Source organism: Streptomyces millisiae (assembly GCF_031845425.1).
GTDB lineage: Bacteria > Actinomycetota > Actinomycetes > Streptomycetales > Streptomycetaceae > Streptomyces > Streptomyces millisiae.
Genome location: NZ_JAVREM010000002.1, coordinates 259,115 through 277,350 on the forward strand (window position 1 = coordinate 259,115; position 18,236 = coordinate 277,350).

Sequence of the window (18,236 nt, forward strand, 5' to 3'; positions counted from 1 at the left end):
CTCCAGCTCTCCGGAGAGACGATGACGACGAAGTCTGCCGTACCTCCCACCCCCTCACCGGGCCGGGCCCGCGCGGCACTCGCCGCCGTCGTCTCGACCACGCTGCTGCTGACCAGCGCGTGCGCCGTGGCGAACAGCGGCGGCGGGGGCGACGCGGGCAGCGCGGACGGCGACACCCTGCGGGTCGTGCTCGGCCAGGAACCGCCGACGCTCGAACCCTGCGAGTCGTCGCTGACCTCGACCGGCGTCGTCGTCCGCTCCAACATCACCGAGCCGTTGGTCGAGCGCGACCCGACGACCGGCGAGCTGCTGCCGCTGCTCGCCACCGGCTGGCAACAGTCCGCGGAGGACCCCGCCACCTGGACCTTCGACATCCGTGAGGGCGTCACCTTCCAGAACGGCGAGCCCTTCACGGCCGAGGACGCCGCCTTCACCATCGACCGCGCGGTCAACTCCGACCTGGCCTGCAACGTCGACGGCTACGTCTTCGGCGACATGGAGCTGACGGCCACGGCCACCAGCGACACCCGACTCACGGTCACCACGGGCGAGCCCGACCCGATCCTGCCGCTGCGGCTCAGCTTCGTGGAGATCGTCCCCCGCACCACGAGCACCGAGGCCAAGGTCCGCGAACCGATCGGCACCGGACCCTACGCCGTCGCCGACTGGCAGACCGGCGTCTCCATCACCCTGCGCCGCCACGACGACTACTGGGGCGAGGCGCCCGCCTACGCCACCGCCCGCTATGTCTGGCGCGCCGAGTCCAGTGTCCGGGCCGCCATGATCGAGCGGGGCGAGGCGGACATCGCGACCGCCATCGACCCCGAGGACGCCACCGAGGAGCACTCGGTCCCCTATCCCAACAACGAGACGACCGCCCTGCGCCTGGACGGCACCGAGGCCCCGCTGGACGACATCCGGGTCCGCCGGGCGATCTCCCTGGCCATCGACCGGGACGGCATCGTCGACACCCTCTTCGACGGCGAGGCCGACCCCGCGGCCCAGCTGGTGCCGCGCGGCGTCGTCGGCTTCAACGACGAGCTCAGCCCCACCCCCTACGACCCGGAGGCCGCCCGCGCCCTGGTCGAGGAGGCCGCGGCCGACGGCGTCCCCGTCGACCGGCGCATCACCCTCATCGCCCGCAACAGCCAGTTCCCGCGGGTCGCCGAGACCGCCGAGGCCCTCCAGTACGAGCTGGCGGAGATCGGTCTGAACGTAAGGATCCGCATGACCGACACCGCGGCGCACCTCCAGTACCAGCTGCGCCCCTTCCCGGAGGACGCCGGGCCCGTCGCGCTGCTCATCATGCACGGCAACCAGGCCGGCGACGCGGCGTTCACCGCCAGCCAGTACCTGCTCAGCGAGGGCCCGCAGTCCACCTTCGGCACCGCCGACCTCGACCGGCGGATCGCGGAGGCCGACGCGACCTCAGGACCCGACCGCCAGGACGCCTTCGCCGACGTCCTCTCCTACCAGGACGAGACCGTCGCCCAGTACGCCTACCTCGCCCACATGCGCGGCCTGCTCGGGCTCGCCCCCGGGGTCGAGTACGAGCCCGACCCGGCCACCGGCGACGAGATGCGGCTGGCCGAGGTGCGGCCCGCCGGCGACGCCCGAGCCGGAGACGAGGGCTGAGACATGACGGTCTTCCTGCGCAACCGCATCCTCTCCAGCGCCGTCCCCCTGGTCTTCGTGGTGCTCGGCGTGTTCTGCCTCGCCCGACTCGCCGGCGACCCCGTCGACCTCTACCTGCCGCTGAGCGCCACCGCGGAGCAGCGGGCCGAGTTCGCCGCCGCCAACGGCTTCGACCAGTCGATACCGGCCCAGCTCTGGGACTACCTGGGGCAGGTCGTCCGACTCGACTTCGGCGAGTCGCTGCGCACCGGCCAGTCCGCCGCCGACATGGTGCTGACCGCCTTCCCCGCCACGCTGCAACTCGCCGCCGTCACCATGCTGATCGCCGTCCTCGGCGCGGTCCTGGTCGGCAGCGTCGCCGCCTACCGGCCCAACTCGCTGGTCGACCGCTTCTCCAGCCTGCTGGCCATGACCGCCGCCAGCATCCCCGACTTCTGGTTCGCCATCGTCGGCGTCCTCGTCTTCGGCGTGAGCCTGGAATGGCTGCCGACCTCCGGCGTCCTCGGCGGCCCCGAGGTCTGGGTGCTGCCCATCGCCACCCTGCTGATCCGCCCCTTCGGCGTGCTGGTGCAGGTGGTGCGCGGCAGCATGGTCGCGGCCCTCTCCGCGCCCTACGTCAAGGTCGCCCGCAGCAAGGGTGCCAGCGAGCGGCGCGTCGTGTTCGGGCACGCCCTGCGCAACGCGACCACCCCCGTCCTGACGGTCGCCGGCGACCTCACCATCGGGCTGGTCAACGGCGCCGTGGTGGTCGAGACGATCTTCGGCTGGCCCGGCATCGGCAAGCTGATGATCGACTCCATCCTGCAGCGGGACTTCGCCGTCCTCCAGGCCGCCGTCCTGCTGACGGCCGTGACGATCTTCGCCCTGAACATCGTCGTCGACGTCGCGCACGCGCTGATCGACTCCCGCGTCCGCCAGCCGGTCACGGCTTGAGAGAAGGAGCCACGATGACCACCACCGCGAAGCCCGCGACCGGCGCCGCACCCCCCGACGACGCCCCCACCGCCCGACCCGGCGCCCGCCAGCCGCGCTGGTGGCGGCTGCTCGGCCGGGACTGGGCCGCCGCCGTCGCCGCCGTCGTGCTCGGCCTCGTCCTCCTCGTCGCCGTGTTCGGCCCGCTGCTCCTCGGCGACCGGGCCCTGCGGCAGGACCTCGACGCCTCGCTGCGGCCCCCCTCCCTCGACCACGGCCTCGCCGGCCTGCTCGGCACCGACGTGCTCGGCCGCAGCGTGCTGGCCCGGCTGGTCGAGGGCGCCGGCACCACGCTGTCCGTCGCCGTCCCCGCCGTGCTGTGCTCGCTGGTGGTCGGCTCCGCGCTCGGCCTGTGGGCCGGCTACCACGGCGGCTTCCGCGAGAACCTGGCGATGCGGCTCGCCGACGCCATCCTCAGCTTCCCCTCGCTGCTGATCGCGGTCGTCGTCCTCTACGTCTTCGCGCCCAGCGTCGGCAACCTGGTCGCGATCCTGGCCGTCGCCCGCGTCCCGGTCTACCTGCGGACCGCCAGGGCCGAGGCCGCCGAGCTGCGCAGCCGGCTTTTCGTCGACGCGGCCCGGACCTTCGGCACACCGAGCTGGCCGATCATCTACCGGCACCTCCTGCCGATCGCCCTGCCCACCCTGCTGACGGTCGCCACCCTCGACTTCTGCTTCGTCATGCTCACCGAGTCCAGCCTGAGCTTCCTCGGCATCGGCATCCAGCCGCCCGAGGTCAGCTGGGGCCTGATGGTCGCGCAGGGCCGCCAGTACCTGCAGAGCGCCTGGTGGATCGCCGTCCTGCCCGGCATCGCCATCATGCTCGTCACCGTCTCGGCCACCGTGCTCGCCGCCTGGGTGCGGCTGGCGACCGACCCCGCCCAACGCTGGCGCCTGACGCTGCCCCGCAAGCGGCGCGGCACCCGCCCCGTCACCCCGGAGGTGACCGCCTGATGCCCGCGAAGACGCAAGCGAAGAGAGGGGCGGAGGAGCGGCCGGCCGACGCCCCCGCCCTGGTGGTCGACGGGCTCTGTGTGGACCTGCACACCGCCGCCGGCACCGTCCGCGCCGTGGACCGGGTCGGCTTCACCCTGCACCGGGGCCGCACCCTCGCGCTGCTCGGCGAGTCAGGATGCGGCAAGTCGATGACCGCGCAGGCCGTCGTCGGGCTGCTCGACCCGGTCGCCGAGGTCACCGGCGGCTCGGTGCGGGTCGCCGGCACCGACGTGCTGCGGCTCGGCCCGCGCGAGCGGCGACGGCTCGCCGGACCCCGGCTGTCCATCGTGTTCCAGGACGCGCTGACCGCGCTCAACCCCGTGCAGCCGGTGGGCCGTCAGCTCGCCGAGCCCTTCCGCATCCACCGCGGGCTCTCCCGGCGGGCGGCCAGGGAGAAGGCGATCGAGCTGATGGCGCGCGTCGGCATCCCCGAGCCGCGTGAGCGGGCCCGCGCCTACCCGCACCAGTTCTCCGGCGGCATGCGGCAGCGCCTGCTGATCGCCATGGCCGTCGCCCTCGAACCGGACGTGCTGATCGCCGACGAGCCCACCACCGCGCTCGACGTCACCGTGCAGGCGCAGATCATGCGGCTGCTGCGGGACCTGCAGACCGAGCACGACCTGGCCGTCGTGCTCATCACCCACGACCTCGCCGTGGTCGCCCAGCGCGCCGACGACGTGGCCGTGATGTACGCGGGCACCGTGGTGGAGACCGGCCCGGTGCGGGAGGTCTTCGCCGCGCCGCGCCACCCCTACACCAAGGGCCTGCTCGACTCGGTGCCGGAACACGCCCGCCGCGGCGAGCGGCTGCCGGCCGTGCCGGGCAGCCCGCCGGAGCTCAGCGCCGTGCCGGCCGGCTGCGTCTTCCAGGCCAGGTGCCCGCTGGCGCGGGAGCGCTGCGTGGGTGAGCGCCCCGTGTTGACGCCCGCAGGACCCGGCCGCTCGACGGCCTGCCACTTCTCGGAGGAGCTCGCCCGTGTCTGAGACCACCGTCGAAAGGACGCCGGAGGCCGTCCGCGGCGCCGCGCCGCTGCTGGAGGTGACCGGGGTCCGCAAGTCCTTCCGGTCCGGCCGCGGCCGGCTCACCGCGCTCGACGGCGTCGACCTGCGGCTCGGCCGCGGCGAGACGCTCGGCCTGGTGGGCGAGTCGGGCTGCGGCAAGTCCACCCTGGCCAGGGTGCTGCTGCGGCTCGAACGACCCGACGCCGGCACGGTGCGCTTCGACGGCACCGACCCCTTCGCGCTGCGCGGCAAGGCGCTGCTGGCCTGGCGCCGCCGGGTGCAGATGGTCTTCCAGGACCCGTTCGCCTCGCTCAACGCCCGGATGACCGCCGCCGACCTCATCGGCGAGCCGTGGCGCACCCACCGCGACGTGCAGCCCACCGCCCAGGCCAGGCAGCGGCGGGTGCGGGAGCTGCTCGACCTCGTCGGCCTGCGGGAGAGCGACGCGCACCGCTACCCCAACGAGTTCTCCGGCGGGCAGCGGCAGCGGATCGGCATCGCCCGCGCCCTGGCGCTGGAACCCGACCTGATCGTGTGCGACGAGCCGGTCTCCGCGCTCGACCTGTCGGTGCAGGCGCAGGTGCTCAACCTGCTGTCCGACCTGCGGCAACGGCTCGGCGTCTCCTACGTCTTCATCTCCCACGACCTGTCGGTGGTGCGGCACGTCGCCGACCGGGTGACCGTGATGTACCTCGGCAAGGTCATCGAACACGGCCGCACCGAGGACGTGTTCGACCGGCCGCTGCACCCCTACACGGCGGCGCTGATGTCGGCGGCGCCGACGCTCGACGCCTCGGGCGCGGCGGGCGAGGACCGGGAGATCGCGCTGCGCGGGGAGATCCCCTCGCCGTTCGACATCCCCTCGGGCTGCCGGTTCCGCACCCGCTGCTGGCAGGCGACCGAGCTGTGCGCCGAGCAGGCGCCTCCGGCGGCGTCCCGGCCCGGCGTCGACGAGCCGCACGAGGGGCTCTGCCACTTCCCGCTGGACGCCGCCGTCAGGGGGCTCACCTCCGGAGGACGCCGGTGAGCGGCTCGCCCTTGCCGAGCCGGGCGATGTTGTCGGCGATCTCCCGGGCCCGGCCGCCGAACGTCTCGGTGGTGTGGCCCGAGTGGTGCGGGGTCAGCACCACGTTCTCCAGGGTGTCGAACGGGCGGCTGTAGCCCCGACCGCCGGTGCCGTCCTTGGGGTGGCTCCACCACACGTCGAGCGCCGCCCCGCCGATCACGCCGCCCGCCAGCGCCTCGTAGAGCGCGTCCTCGTCGACGACGGGCCCGCGGGCCACGTTGACCAGCAGCGCGTCGGGCCGCATCAGGGCGAGCCGGGCCGCGTCGATCAGACCCCTGGTCGCCGGGGCGAGCGGCACCGTGAGCACCACCACGTCCGACTCGGCGAGCAGCGCGTCGAGGCCGTCCTCGCCGTCCACCCGGTCGAGCTGCCCGGGGCGCAGGCCGGCCGGGAGCGGTGCGGCGGGGTCCCGCCGCACCGCGCGGGCCCGCATCCCGAGCGCCGTCAGCGCGCCGACCACCCGGCCGCCGATCTGGCCGAGCCCGACGACGCCGACCGTGCGGCCGGCCAGCGTGGCGCCGAGCGGCACCCCGGGGTCGACCGCCACCGACTCCCAACGGCCCTCGCGCATCAGCCGGTCGGCGCGCAGCACGCGGCGGGAGAGCATCAGCGTGACCATCACGACGTGCTCGGCCATCGAGGGGCCGTGGTGCGCCGTGGTACACACCGTGGTGGCGGCGGGCAGCGCGTCCAGGGCGATCCGGTCGACGCCGGCGCCCGTGACGTGCAGCAGCCGCAGCCGGCTGGCGGCCTCGGCCATGGGCGCGGTCACCCGGGAGGCGACCAGCACGTCGGCGGCCGGGAGTTCGGCGGCGACGGCCGCGTCGGGCGCCCCCGCGAGGAAGGCCCAGTCGTGGCCGTCGGCGCCGCCCCTGGTCAGCTCGGAGCGGAACCGGTCGAGGATGGGGTCGGTCAGCAGGATCCGCACGTCCTCACCACCGGGGCGGGGTGGGGTCGAAGCCGGGGTGCGCGCGCCGGTAGTAGCCGGTGTCGTCGCGCTCCCTGATGCCGCACGCGAGGTACTGCTCGTGCATCCGCGCCAGCGCGTCGCGGTCGAGCTCCACGCCGAGCCCGGGGCCGGTCGGCACCGCGAGCGAGCCGTTCTCGAAGGCCAGCGCGCCGGGCACGATCACGTCGTCGGCGGCGTCCTTCCACGGCCAGTGGGTGTCGCAGGCGTAGGTGAGGTTGGGGGTGGCGGCGGCGAGGTGGGTCATCGCGGCGAGGCTGATGCCCAGGTGCGAGTTGGAGTGCATGGACAGGCCGAGCCCGAAGGTGTCGCAGATCGCGGCGAGCGACCTGGAGCGGCCGAGCCCGCCCCAGAAGTGGTGGTCGGAGAGGATGACCTGGACGGCGTCCTGGGCGACGGCCGGCTTGACCTGGTCGAAGGCGACCACGCACATGTTGGTGGCCAGCGGCATCGGCACCTCGCGGGCGACCCTGGCCATCCCCTCGATGTCGGTGGTGGGGTCCTCCAGGTACTCGATCACCCCCGCCAGCTCCTTGCCGACCCGGATCGAGGTGGCCACGCTCCAGGCGCCGTTGGGGTCGATGCGCAGCGGATGGTCGGGGAACGCCTCGCGCAGGGCGAGGATCGCCGCCACCTCCTCCTCGGGCGGGAGGACGCCGCCCTTGAGCTTGATCGCGGTGAACCCGTAGTCGTCGACCATCCGGCGGGCCTGCGCCACGAGCTGGTCCGGGTCGAGCGCGGCGCCCCACTCGTCGGGCTCGGCGCCCGGGTGGCCGGCCCACTTGTAGAACAGGTAGGCACTGTAGGCGACGCGGTCGCGCACGGCGCCGCCGAGCAGGTCGCTCACCGGGCGGCCGAGGGCCTTGCCCTGGATGTCGAGGCAGGCCACCTCGAAGGGGGAGAGCACCCGGTCGGCGGCCCTGGTGCCGGTCACCATGCCGCTCATGCCGTGGCCGCCGGTGGTGGAGTCGGCGGCCAGCGCCTGGCGGGTGCGGTGGGCGAGCTCCTGGACGTGCCACACGTCGACGCCCGTGAGCCGCGCGGCGGTGGCCCGCAGCCGGTCGAGGTGGGCCGCGTCGCCGTAGGTCTCGCCGAGCCCGTGGAGCCCGGAGTCGGTGGTGACCTCCACGATGGCGCGCAGCGCGAACGGCTCGTGGACGCCGACGGTGTTCAGCAGGGGCGGGTCGCGGAAGGCGACAGGGGTGATCCGGATGTCGCGGATGCGGTGCGGCTCGTTGGACGGTTGTTCTGGCACCGTGGCCCTCCGGCGGACGGCAGCTGACGGCCTCGTCAGCGATCGGACGGGTACGGCGGCAGTCTAACCACGTGCCGTCTATATAGGTAGACAGCAGTCAGAAATGAAGACGGCCGATGCTCCCGGGGCTCAGCCCTCGTCCGCCCCCCAGGCCCCCAACCCGAGGGAGAGCACGCCCTGTTCGATGCTGTCCCGGGCCCGGCCGAGCGCCGTGACGATGTCCTCCTCCCGGGCCGGCGTCAGGCGCGCCAGCGGCACCGAGCAGCTGATCGCGTCGGTCGCCGGCTCCGCGTACCGCAGCCGCAGCGCGAAGCACTTCACGCCCACGGTGTTCTCCTCCCGGTCCACCGCCCAGCCGCGTTCCCTGATCTCGGCCAGGTCCCGCCTCAGCGCCGCCCGGTCGGTGAGGGTGTGCTCGGTCAGCGGCGCCAACTCGGCCGGCAGGTGCTCCGTGAGACCCGCCTCGTCGAGACCGGCCAGCAGCGCCTTGCCGAGCGCCGTCGAGTACGCCGGCAGCCGCCGCCCCACCCGGCTGTGCGGCCGCAGGTACTGCCCCGACTCCCTGGTCACCAGGTAGACCACGTCGGTCCCGGAGAGCCGGCCCAGGTGGAACGTCTCGTCCAGGTGCTCGCCGAGCCGGTCGAGCACGGACTTGGCGGTGTGCACATAGGGGTCGGTGTCCAGATAGCTCGTGCCGGCCAGCAGCGCCCGGATCCCGATCCCGTACAGCGTGCCCGAGGCGTCGGTGCGCACCCAGCCGTACTTGGTCAGGGTGCGCAGCACGGCATAGCAGCTGCTGCGGGGCATGCCGAGCGCCTCGCTCAGCTCCCGCAGCCTGGCCGGACGGTTCTGCCTGGCGGCCAGCAACTCGAGCAGCTCCAGGGTCCGCGCCGCGGACTTCACCTCACGCACCCCGCCGGTCCGCTCCTCGGACGGCGTCGGCTCGGCGGCGGCCGGCCCGGGAACGGCCTGGTCCTCCGGCACGCGGTCGCGGTGGCGGTCGGTCGGTGCGGTCATCCGGCCCCTCCTGGCGCCAGGGGCGTGGCCGTCGGGGTTCCGACCGCCGGGTGGACCGCCCCCGGGTGGAGGACAACGCTACCGCCGACCTCGAACGGAAGGGGCGCGGGCCGCCCGTGCGGTCCGCGCCCCTCCACGCCCTGCTCGGCCGGTCGTCAGCCGAGCGCCGCCAGCGCGTCGTTGAAGGTCTTCGACGGGCGCATGACCGCCGACGCCTTGGTCGGGTCCGGCTGGTAGTAGCCGCCGATGTCGACCGGCGAGCCCTGGACCGCGACCAGCTCCTCGACGATGGTCGACTCCTGCTCGGTCAGCGTCTTCGCCAGGCCGTCGAACGCCTCGGCCAGGGCCGGGTCGTCGCTCTGCCGGGCCAGCTCCTGGGCCCAGTAGAGCGCCAGGTAGAAGTGGCTGCCCCGGTTGTCGATGCCGCCCAGGCGGCGGCTCGGCGACTTGTCCTCGTTGAGGAAGGTGGCCGTGGCCCGGTCCAGGGTGTCGGCCAGCACCTGGGCGCGGGCGTTGCCCGTGGTCTGCGCCAGGTGCTCGAAGCTGACCGCCAGCGCGAGGAACTCGCCCAGGCTGTCCCAGCGCAGGTAGTTCTCCTTGACCAGCTGCTGCACGTGCTTGGGCGCGGAGCCGCCGGCGCCGGTCTCGAAGAGGCCGCCGCCGTTCATCAGCGGCACCACCGAGAGCATCTTGGCGCTGGTGCCCAGCTCCAGGATCGGGAACAGGTCGGTCAGGTAGTCACGCAGCACGTTGCCGGTGACGGAGATGGTGTTCTCGCCCCGGCGGATCCGCTCCAGCGAGAAGGCGATCGCGTCGACCGGCGCCTTGATCTCGATGGTCAGGCCCGCCGTCTCGTGCTCCGGCAGGTAGGCGCGGACCTTCTCGATCAGCTGGGCGTCGTGCGCCCGGTCCTCGTCCAGCCAGAACACGGCCGGGTCGCCGGTGGCGCGGGCCCGGCCGACGGCCAGCTTCACCCAGTCGCGGATCGGCGCGTCCTTGGTCTGGCACATGCGGAAGATGTCGCCCGCGCCGACCGCCTGCTCCAGCACCGCGTTCCCCGACTCGTCGACGACGCGCACGGTGCCGGTGGTGGGGATCTCGAAGGTCTTGTCGTGGCTGCCGTACTCCTCGGCCTTCTGCGCCATCAGCCCGACGTTGGGCACCGAGCCCATGGTGGCCGGGTCGAAGGCGCCGTTGGCGCGGCAGTCGTCGACGACCACCTGGTAGATGCCGGCGTAGGAGCTGTCGGGCAGCACCGCGAGGGTGTCGGCCTCCTGGCCGTCCGGGCCCCACATGTGGCCCGAGGTGCGGATCATGGCCGGCATCGAGGCGTCGACGATCACGTCGCTCGGCACGTGCAGGTTGGTGATGCCCCGGTCCGAGTCGACCATGGCGAGCGCCGGGCCCTCGGCGAGCTCGGCATCGAAGGACGCCTTGATCTCCGCGCCGTTGGGCAGCGACTCCAGGCCCTTGAGGATGCCGCCGAGACCGTCGTTCGGGGTGAGCCCGGCCGCCGCCAGCGTCTCACCGTGGGCGGCGAACGTCTTCGGGAAGAAGGCCCGCACCACGTGGCCGAAGATGATCGGGTCGGAGACCTTCATCATGGTGGCCTTCAGGTGCACCGAGAACAGCACGCCCTCGGCCTTGGCCCTGGCGATCTGCGCCGTCAGGAACTCGCGCAGCGCCGCGACCCGCATCACGGAGGCGTCCACGACCTCGCCCGCCAGCACCGGCACCGACTCGCGCAGCACCGTGGTCGAGCCGTCGTCCCCGGCCAGCTCGATGCGCAGCGAGCCCGCCTCGGCGATCGTCACGGACTTCTCGGTCGAGCGGAAGTCGTCGACGCCCATGGTCGCCACGTTGGTCTTCGACTCCGCCGACCAGGCGCCCATCCGGTGCGGGTGGTTCCTGGCGTAGTTCTTCACGGAGGCCGGCGCCCGGCGGTCGGAGTTGCCCTCGCGCAGCACCGGGTTGACGGCCGAGCCCTTGACCCGGTCGTAGCGGGCGCGGATCTCCCGCTCCTCGTCGGTGCGCGGGTCGTCCGGGTAGTCCGGCAGCGCGTAGCCCTGCTCGCGCAGCTCGGCGACGGCCGCCTTCAGCTGCGGGATGGACGCCGAGATGTTCGGCAGCTTGATGATGTTGGCGGCCGGCGTCCTGGCCAGCTCGCCGAGCTCGGCCAGCGCGTCGTCGATGCGCTGCGACTCCTCCAGGTACTCGGGGAAGGAGGCGATGATCCGCCCGGCCAGCGAGATGTCGCGGGTCTCGACGCCGACGCCGGCCGTCGCGGCATACGCCTGGACCACGGGGAGGAACGAGTACGTCGCCAGGGCCGGGGCCTCGTCGGTGTGCGTATAGATGATGGTCGAGTCAGTCACCGCTACTCCGCTTCACGTTCTCACGTCTACGTCGTCTTGACGTCAAGATATCTTGTGGGGGGTCCGGGTCGACAGTGACCCCCGTCATCGGCCTCACCGGACGGAACGTTCGGCGCCCGTCGTGCTCTCCCGCACCACGAGCCGGTGCGGGGCCACCCGCTCGTCCGGCGGGGCCGGCGGCTCCCCGCCGTCGCCCGCCTCGGCGATCCGGTGCAGCAGCAGCTCGACCGCGACCGAGGCCACCGCGTCGGTGTCGGGGGCGACCGTGGTCAGCGTCGGCACGCTGTACCGGCCGGCCTCCACGTCGTCGAAACCGACCACCGCCACGTCCTCCGGCACCCGCAGGCCGTGCTCGTGCAGGGCCCGCAGCGCGCCGAGCGCCAACTGGTCGTTGAGGCACAGCAGCGCGTCGAACCGGTGCCCGGCGGCCAGCGCCTCCGCGACCGCGGCCGCGCCGTGCGGCATCCGGAACTCGGCGACCGGCCACACCGCGGCCGGGTCGTACGCCAGCCCCGCCCCCTCAAGCGCCCGCCGATAGCCCAGGGTGCGGGCCTCCGCCGTGCCGGGGCCGGGACGGTCCCGGCCGCCGACCGCCAGGATCCGCCGCCGGCCGAGCCCGAGCAGGTGCGCGGTGGCCTCGCGCGCCGCCAGCACGTTGTCGATGGCCACGTGGTCGGCGAACCCCGGCTCCACGGTCTCGCCGAGCAGCACCAGCGGCAGCGTGCCGCGGCGCTCCCGCAGGTCGTCCCCGGTGAGGGCGAGCGGCGAGAGGATCACCCCGTCCGCGAAGTCGGAGCGGAAGCCGTCCAGCGCCGCGAGCTCGTGCTCCCGGTCGGCTCTGGTGCGGTGCACCAGGACCGTCAGGTCCTTCCGCTCGGCGTGCGCGATGATGCCGTTGGCCAGCTCGGCGAAGTAGGGGATGTCGAGCTCGGGCACCACGAGCGCCACGATGCCGGTGCGGCCCCGGCGCAGGTGTCGGCCGGCCAGGTTGACCCGGTAGCCCAGCTCCTCGATGGCCTCCCGCACCACCCGCCGGGTGCGCTCCGAGACGTGCGCGTAGTCGTTGATCACGTTCGACACGGTCTTCTCGGAGACGCCCGCGCGCCGCGCCACGTCCTTGATCCTGGGCCTGGCCACCCAACCTCCTCGGAGCCGACCCCCGATCCTACGTGCCGCGTGCCCCGCCCCCTTCGTGTCGTGACCGGGGCCTTTACAGCGAATGTACATCGATGTAAAAAGGCCGCGCGTCCAACGGAGGGCGTCGAAAGAGGTGCGAGATGAGCGTTGACCGACCCCTTGGCCGTCCCCCTGGGCCCGCCGATCCCGGCGGCCCGCCCCGGCTGGGGCGCCGCCGGCTCCTCGGCCTCGGACTCGCCGGCGCCGGCGCCGCCCTCGCCCCCTGGACGCTCGGCGGCTGCGCCGCCCCCGGATCCGCCGGCGGCCCCAACCACCTGCGGGTCTGGGACCCCTTCTCCGGCGGCGACGGCATGCTGATGGACGAGATGATCGCCGACGTCTCGGGCGGCCGGGACGGCTTCCGCGTCGACCGCACGATCCTGGAGTGGGGCCCGTCCTACTACACCAAGCTCGCCATGGCCGCCGCCGGCGGCCGGCCGCCCGAGGTCGCGGTGCTCCACCTCTCCCGGATGGCCGGCTACGCGCCGGGCGGCCTGCTCGACCCCTTCGACCTCGACCTGCTCGCCGAGTTCGGCATCACCGAGGCGGACTTCGTGCCCGGGCTCTGGCAGCGGTCCCACCACGACGGCCGGCTCTACGCGGTCCCGCTCGACACCCACCCCTTCGTCGTCTTCTACGACACCGAGATCGCCGACCGCGCCGGGCTGCTCGACGGCGCGGGCCGGCTCGTCGAACTCGACTCCCCGGAGGCGACGCTGGCCGCCGGCGCCGCGCTGGCCGAGGCGAGCGGCGCCGCCGGCATGCTCTTCGGCCACGTGCTCGACCCCGCGCAGACCTGGCGGCTCTTCCACGGCCTCTACGCCCAGACCGGCGCCACCTTCGCGCTGCCGGACGGCGGCCCGCCGGAGATCGACGCCGACGCCGCCCTCCGCGCGGTGACCTTCATGCGCGACCTCTTCGACGGCCGGGCCAACCCCAACAACCTGGACTACTTCGGCGCCATGGCGGCCTTCAACGGCGGACGCGGCGGCCTGCTGATGGTGGGGGAGTGGGAGCTGCCCACCCTGGCGGCCGCCGGCCGGCCGCTGGGCGCCGCCCCCTTCCCGCCGGTGTTCGGCCGGCCCGGCGCCTTCGCCGACTCGCACAGCTTCGTGCTGCCCCACCAGGAGAACCCGGACCCGGCGCGGCGCCGCGAGGCACACCGCTACGTCGCCGAGATCCTCCGGCGCAGCCTCACCTGGGCCAGCGCCGGCCACATCCCGGCCTACCAGCCGGTGACGACCGACCCCGCCTACCACGAGCTCCAACCGCAGTCCTCCTACGTCGACGCCGCCGAGAGCGCCGTCCTGGACCCGCCCACCTGGTTCACCGGGGCCGGCTCCACCTTCCAGAACGAGATGTGCCAGCCGCTCCAGGCCGTGCTGCTCGGCGACGCCTCGCCCGAGGCGGCGGTGGAGCGGCTGATCGACGAGTGCGCCGAACTGCTCGACCAGCCCAACCCCGTCGTCTGACGGCCGCCGCGTCCCCACTTCCCCGGAGTCCCGCGTGTCCACCACAGCATCGACGCCCGCGGCGGCCGCCCGCGCCGGCACCACCGCCACCACCACACCGTCCGAGGCCGCCACCCGGCGGCCCGGCCCCCGCCGCACCGGGGCCCTCTTCGTCCTCCCCTTCGCCGTGCTCTTCGCGCTCTTCCTGCTCTGGCCGGTGGCGCACGGCGTGTGGATGAGCCTCACCGACGAGTCGTTGACCCTCCGGGGCACCGAGTTCGTCGGCCTCGCCAACTACGCCGAGGCGCTCGGCGATCCCGACATGTGGCGCAGCCTCGCCAACACCGTGTTCTTCACCGTGATCTCCGCGGTGCCGCTGGTCCTCGTCGCGCTGGCCATGGCGCTGCTGGTGCACACCGGCCTCGCCGGCCAGTGGGTGTGGCGGCTGTCGTTCTTCGCCCCCTACCTGCTGCCGGTCACCGTCGTCACCATGATCTGGAACTGGCTCTACCAACCCGAACTCGGCTTCGCCAACCAGGCGTTGGACGCGGTCGGCCTCGGCCCGGTCAGCTGGCTCTCCGACGAGTCCTGGGCCATGTGGTCGATCGCCGCGCTGACCGTCTGGTGGACCGTCGGCTTCAACTTCCTGCTCTACCTGGCCGCGCTCCAGTCGCTGCCCGACACCCTCCAGGAGGCCGCCGCGCTCGACGGCGCCGGCGCCTGGCGCCGGCTGTGGTCCGTCACCCTGCCCCAACTCCGCCGCACCACCGTGCTGGTCGCCACCCTCCAGGTGCTCGCCTCGCTCAAGGTGTTCGACCAGATCTTCATCCTCACCAAGGGCGGGCCCGACGGCACCACCCGGCCCATCCTCGAGTACGTCTACGACGTCGGCTTCACCGGCTACCGGCTGGGTTACGCCTCCGCCATCTCCTACCTGTTCTTCGCGCTCGTCATCGTCATATCGATCGCCCAACTGCGGTTCATGCCGCGCCGGGAGGGCTGACCCGTGTCTCTGGTCACCACCGCCACCCGCCCCCGCCGTCGCCACCACGAGGACCGGGGCGCGCCGCTGACGCTCGGCGCCGGCCGGCTGCCCAGGGCGCTGGCCGGCGGCGCGCTCACGCTGTTCGCGGCGCTGTGGCTGCTGCCGTTCGTCTGGGCCGTGTGCACCTCCCTGCAGAGCGAGCAGGACGCCGCGGCCCCGGGGCTCAACCCGCTCAAGGGCGCCCTCACCCTGGAGGCGTACCGGCGCATCTTCGAGGGCGGCAACGTGCCGCTGTGGGCGCTCAACAGCGTGCTGATCACGGGCGCGGTCACCGTGATCACCGTCGTCGTCTCCACGCTCGCCGCCTACGGCCTCTCCCGCGGCACGTTCCGCGGCCGCCGGGCGCTGCTCGCCGTCACCGTGGCGGCCATCCTGGTGCCGCCGCAGCTGCTGATCGTGCCGCTGTTCCAGCAGATGCTGGCGTTCGACCTGGTGGACACCTACTGGGCCGTCATCCTGCCGCAGACCGTCGCGCCGATGATGGTGTTCGTCCTCAAGCGGTTCTTCGACGCCATCCCGCGCGAGCTCGAGGAGGCCGCCCGGCTCGACGGCGCGTCCGAACTCCAGGTCTTCCGCTCCGTGGTGCTCCCGCTCTCCCGGCCCATCGTGGCCGCGGTCTCGGTGTTCGTGCTGATCGGCGCCTGGAACAACTTCCTGTGGCCCTACATCGTCACCAACGACCCCGACCTGATGACGCTGCCGGTCGGCCTGGCCACCGTCAAGGACACCTTCGGCCTCGTCTACGCCCAGTCCATGGCGTCCGCGGTGGTGGCGGCCGCCCCGCTGATCGTCGTCTTCCTCTTCTTCCAGCGACGCGTCGTCAGGTCCGTGGCCACCACCGGCCTCGGCGGCGCCTGACCGTTCCCGAAAGCTCAGACAGGAGTTCGTGTGTCCACCCCCTCCGCCGTGCCGCGGCCCGAGTACCCGCGACCGCAGTTCACCCGCGGCGACTGGCTCAACCTCAACGGCGCCTGGCAGTTCGAGTTCGACCGCGGCGACAGCGGCCTGGAACGCGGCCTGCTCGACCGCGAACTCGACGGCGAGATCACCGTCCCCTTCTGCCCCGAGTCGGAGCTCTCCGGCATCGGCGAGACCGACTTCCTGGAGGCCGTCTGGTACCGCAGGACGGTGACCCTGCCCGCCGAGTGGGCCGGGCGCCGGGCGCTGCTCCACTTCCAGGCCGTCGACCACGACACCACCGTCTGGGCCGACGGCGTCGAGGTCGCCAGGCACCGCGGCGGCTTCACCCCGTTCACCGCCGACCTGGGCGAGGTGCCCGGGCACGGCCGTTCCGTCACCCTCGTGGTGCGGGCCAGGGACCACCGGTTCGGCCCGCAGGCCCGCGGCAAGCAGGCCGTGAAGTACGCCAACCACGACTGCAACTACACGCGGACCACCGGCATCTGGGGCACCGTCTGGCTCGAACCCGTCCCCGAGGCCCACCTGCGCAGGCCCCGCGTCACCCCCGACCTGGCCGGCTCCGCCTTCCACCTCGAACTGCCGCTCTCCGAGAACCGGCCGGGACACCGGGTGCGGGCCGTGCTCTCCGACGCCGCCGGCGAGGTGGCGCGCGCCGAGGTCCGCGCCGACCTCGACCTGGCCCCCCGCCTCCATCTGCCGGTGCCCGAGGACCGCGCCAGGCCCTGGAGCCCCGAGGACCCGCACCTCTACCAACTGCGCCTCGAACTCCTGGACGGCGACGGAGCGTTGGTCGACGCCGCGGACAGCTACGCAGGGCTGCGCTCGGTCGGCAGGCGTGGCCGGGCCATCACCCTCAACGGCCGCGCCGTCTTCCAACGCCTCGTCCTCGACCAGGGCTGGTACCCGGACGGCCTGATGACCGCGCCGAGCGACGAGGCCCTGGTGCGCGACATCGAACTCGCCATGGCCGCCGGCTTCAACGGCGCCCGGCTCCACCAGAAGGTCTTCGACGAGCGCTTCCTGTACCACGCCGACCGGCTCGGCTACCTGGTCTGGGGCGAGTTCGGCGACTGGGGCTGCAACACCGGCGCCACCGCCGACGACAACCAGCGCCCCGACGCCTCCTACGTGGCGCAGTGGCTGGAGGCCCTGGAGCGCGACTACTCGCACCCCGCGATCGTCGGCTGGTGCCCGCTCAACGAGACCCACCAGCGGCTCCACGACCGGATCACGGAGCTGGACGACGTCACCCGCGCCATGTACCTGGCCACCAAGGCCATGGACACCAGCAGGCCGGTCCTGGACGCCTCCGGCTACGCGCACCGGGTGCCGGAGAGCGATGTCTACGACTCGCACAGCTACGAGCAGGACCCGACCGCGTTCCGCGAACTCCTCGCCGGCCTCGCCAAGGGCGACCCGTTCGTCAACGCCTCGCCCGACGGCCGCCCCTGGTCCCTGCCGTACCGCGGCCAGCCGTACTTCGTCAGCGAGTTCGGCGGCATCTGGTGGCACCCCGAGACCGCCGCCGAGGCACGCGGCGACGACCGGCACGAGTCCTGGGGCTACGGCGACCGCCCGCGCGACGAGGAGGAGTTCCACACCCGCTTCGCCGGCCTCACTGGCGTGCTCCTCGAAAATCCCGACATGTTCGGCTACTGCTACACCCAACTCACCGACGTCTTCCAGGAACAGAACGGCATCTACCGCTTCGACCGCACCGAGAAGCTGGACGTCTCCCGCATCCGCGCGGCCCAACTCCGCCCGGCCGCGATCGAGTCAGCCGACTCCCCGGAGGACTGACGCCCACCCCGCCCGCCGCGGCGCTGCTTCAAGCGGCGGTCCGGTGACCGCGCACAGTCCCGCGGTGGGGGCGCCCGGTCGCCGAGCGTGTGCGTCGCCAAGCGCGGCTCGCGCCCGGCGCCGCCCCGGTCGCTCCGAGCTGGAGTCGTCGTCAGCCGGTGAGCACGGCCGCCAGAGCGGCATAACGTGCGCGTTCCTCCGGCGCCAGGTTGCCGAACCGCTCCGTTGCCGCGGCGCCGAAGCGGTGCCGGATCCGTTGCCTGAGCTCGTCGCCGGCATGTGTGAGCACCACGCGGCTGATCCGCCGGTCCCTGGCGTCCGGCTCGCGGGCGAGCAGGCCGCGCTTCTCGAGCCGGTCCACCATGCCGGTCACGTTCGTCTTGTCGCAGCCGAGCGTGGCGGCCAGTTCGCCGAAGGACGGCCTGCGGGACAGGGCGCACAGCAACTGGGTCTGTTGGCTGGTCAGTTCGAGGTCGCGGGCGATCTCCGTGTAGAGCAGGGAGACCTCGCGGTGCAGCGCGGCCACCGCGGCGGCGAGGTCTTCGGACGTCATGAGGTCA

Annotated in this window: 15 protein-coding genes; 9 read left to right on the top strand and 6 right to left on the bottom strand. The window is 73.3% G+C overall.

Going from position 1 to position 18,236, the window contains the following annotated elements; all coding sequences use genetic code 11:
* The first annotated feature begins 21 nt into the window (after nt 1–21).
* Genes RNC47_RS03325 through RNC47_RS03345 form a run of 5 tightly spaced genes read left to right on the top strand, consistent with a single transcriptional unit; the run spans nt 22 to nt 5,630 of the window.
* Nucleotides 22–1,635, top strand: coding sequence for an ABC transporter substrate-binding protein (locus RNC47_RS03325; protein WP_311595327.1), 1,614 nt, complete (start codon nt 22–24; stop codon nt 1,633–1,635).
* A 3-nt stretch (nt 1,636–1,638) separates the two neighbouring features.
* Nucleotides 1,639–2,568 carry an ABC transporter permease gene (locus RNC47_RS03330; protein WP_311595329.1) on the top strand — a complete coding sequence of 310 codons (930 nt, stop codon included), beginning with the start codon at nt 1,639–1,641 and terminating at the stop codon, nt 2,566–2,568.
* 14 nt (nt 2,569–2,582) lie between these two features.
* The gene (locus tag RNC47_RS03335) at nt 2,583–3,560 is read left to right on the top strand and encodes an ABC transporter permease (RefSeq protein ID WP_311595331.1); all 978 of its coding nucleotides are present in this window, start codon (nt 2,583–2,585) and stop codon (nt 3,558–3,560) included.
* A complete protein-coding gene (locus RNC47_RS03340) occupies nt 3,560–4,585 on the top strand; it encodes an ABC transporter ATP-binding protein (protein ID WP_311595333.1) in 1,026 nt (341 codons plus the stop codon). The genes RNC47_RS03335 and RNC47_RS03340 overlap by 1 nt, the downstream gene beginning before the upstream one ends.
* On the top strand, nt 4,578–5,630 hold the full coding sequence (locus RNC47_RS03345; protein WP_311595335.1) for an ABC transporter ATP-binding protein: 1,053 nt from the start codon (nt 4,578–4,580) through the stop codon (nt 5,628–5,630). The genes RNC47_RS03340 and RNC47_RS03345 overlap by 8 nt, the downstream gene beginning before the upstream one ends.
* Here the strand turns inward: RNC47_RS03345 and RNC47_RS03350 are convergent.
* From RNC47_RS03350 to RNC47_RS03370, 5 genes are all read right to left on the bottom strand, one after another.
* Nucleotides 5,608–6,597 (bottom strand): 2-hydroxyacid dehydrogenase, encoded by a 990-nt coding sequence (locus tag RNC47_RS03350; RefSeq protein ID WP_311595337.1) that lies wholly within the window; start codon nt 6,595–6,597, stop codon nt 5,608–5,610. The two genes, RNC47_RS03345 and RNC47_RS03350, sit on opposite strands and share 23 nt — an antisense overlap.
* Nucleotides 6,598–6,601: 4 nt before the next feature.
* Nucleotides 6,602–7,891 carry a glucarate dehydratase family protein gene (locus tag RNC47_RS03355; protein ID WP_311595339.1) on the bottom strand — a complete coding sequence of 430 codons (1,290 nt, stop codon included), beginning with the start codon at nt 7,889–7,891 and terminating at the stop codon, nt 6,602–6,604.
* A gap of 129 nt (nt 7,892–8,020) precedes the next feature.
* Entirely contained in the window at nt 8,021–8,908 is an 888-nt protein-coding gene (locus RNC47_RS03360; protein WP_311595341.1) for an IclR family transcriptional regulator, read from the bottom strand.
* A gap of 155 nt (nt 8,909–9,063) precedes the next feature.
* Nucleotides 9,064–11,283, bottom strand: a complete 2,220-nt coding sequence (locus RNC47_RS03365) for an NADP-dependent isocitrate dehydrogenase (RefSeq protein WP_311595343.1) — start codon at nt 11,281–11,283, stop codon at nt 9,064–9,066.
* A 93-nt stretch (nt 11,284–11,376) separates the two neighbouring features.
* Nucleotides 11,377–12,420 (bottom strand): LacI family DNA-binding transcriptional regulator, encoded by a 1,044-nt coding sequence (locus RNC47_RS03370; protein ID WP_311595345.1) that lies wholly within the window; start codon nt 12,418–12,420, stop codon nt 11,377–11,379.
* Nucleotides 12,421–12,560: 140 nt separating this feature from the next.
* Here RNC47_RS03370 and RNC47_RS03375 point away from each other — a divergent pair, with 140 nt between their 5' ends.
* The 4 genes from RNC47_RS03375 to RNC47_RS03390 are packed head-to-tail and all read left to right on the top strand — an operon-like array spanning nt 12,561 to nt 17,676.
* Nucleotides 12,561–13,931 carry an extracellular solute-binding protein gene (locus RNC47_RS03375; protein WP_311595348.1) on the top strand — a complete coding sequence of 457 codons (1,371 nt, stop codon included), beginning with the start codon at nt 12,561–12,563 and terminating at the stop codon, nt 13,929–13,931.
* A gap of 34 nt (nt 13,932–13,965) precedes the next feature.
* Nucleotides 13,966–14,913, top strand: a complete 948-nt coding sequence (locus tag RNC47_RS03380) for a carbohydrate ABC transporter permease (protein WP_311595350.1) — start codon at nt 13,966–13,968, stop codon at nt 14,911–14,913.
* A gap of 9 nt (nt 14,914–14,922) precedes the next feature.
* The gene (locus RNC47_RS03385) at nt 14,923–15,813 is read left to right on the top strand and encodes a carbohydrate ABC transporter permease (RefSeq protein WP_394814699.1); all 891 of its coding nucleotides are present in this window, start codon (nt 14,923–14,925) and stop codon (nt 15,811–15,813) included.
* Between the two features lie 30 nt (nt 15,814–15,843).
* A complete protein-coding gene (locus RNC47_RS03390) occupies nt 15,844–17,676 on the top strand; it encodes a glycoside hydrolase family 2 protein (RefSeq protein WP_311595354.1) in 1,833 nt (610 codons plus the stop codon).
* A 151-nt stretch (nt 17,677–17,827) separates the two neighbouring features.
* Here the strand turns inward: RNC47_RS03390 and RNC47_RS03395 are convergent, their stop codons facing one another.
* Nucleotides 17,828–18,229, bottom strand: coding sequence for a MarR family winged helix-turn-helix transcriptional regulator (locus tag RNC47_RS03395; RefSeq protein ID WP_311595356.1), 402 nt, complete (start codon nt 18,227–18,229; stop codon nt 17,828–17,830).
* Nucleotides 18,230–18,236: the final 7 nt, after the last annotated feature.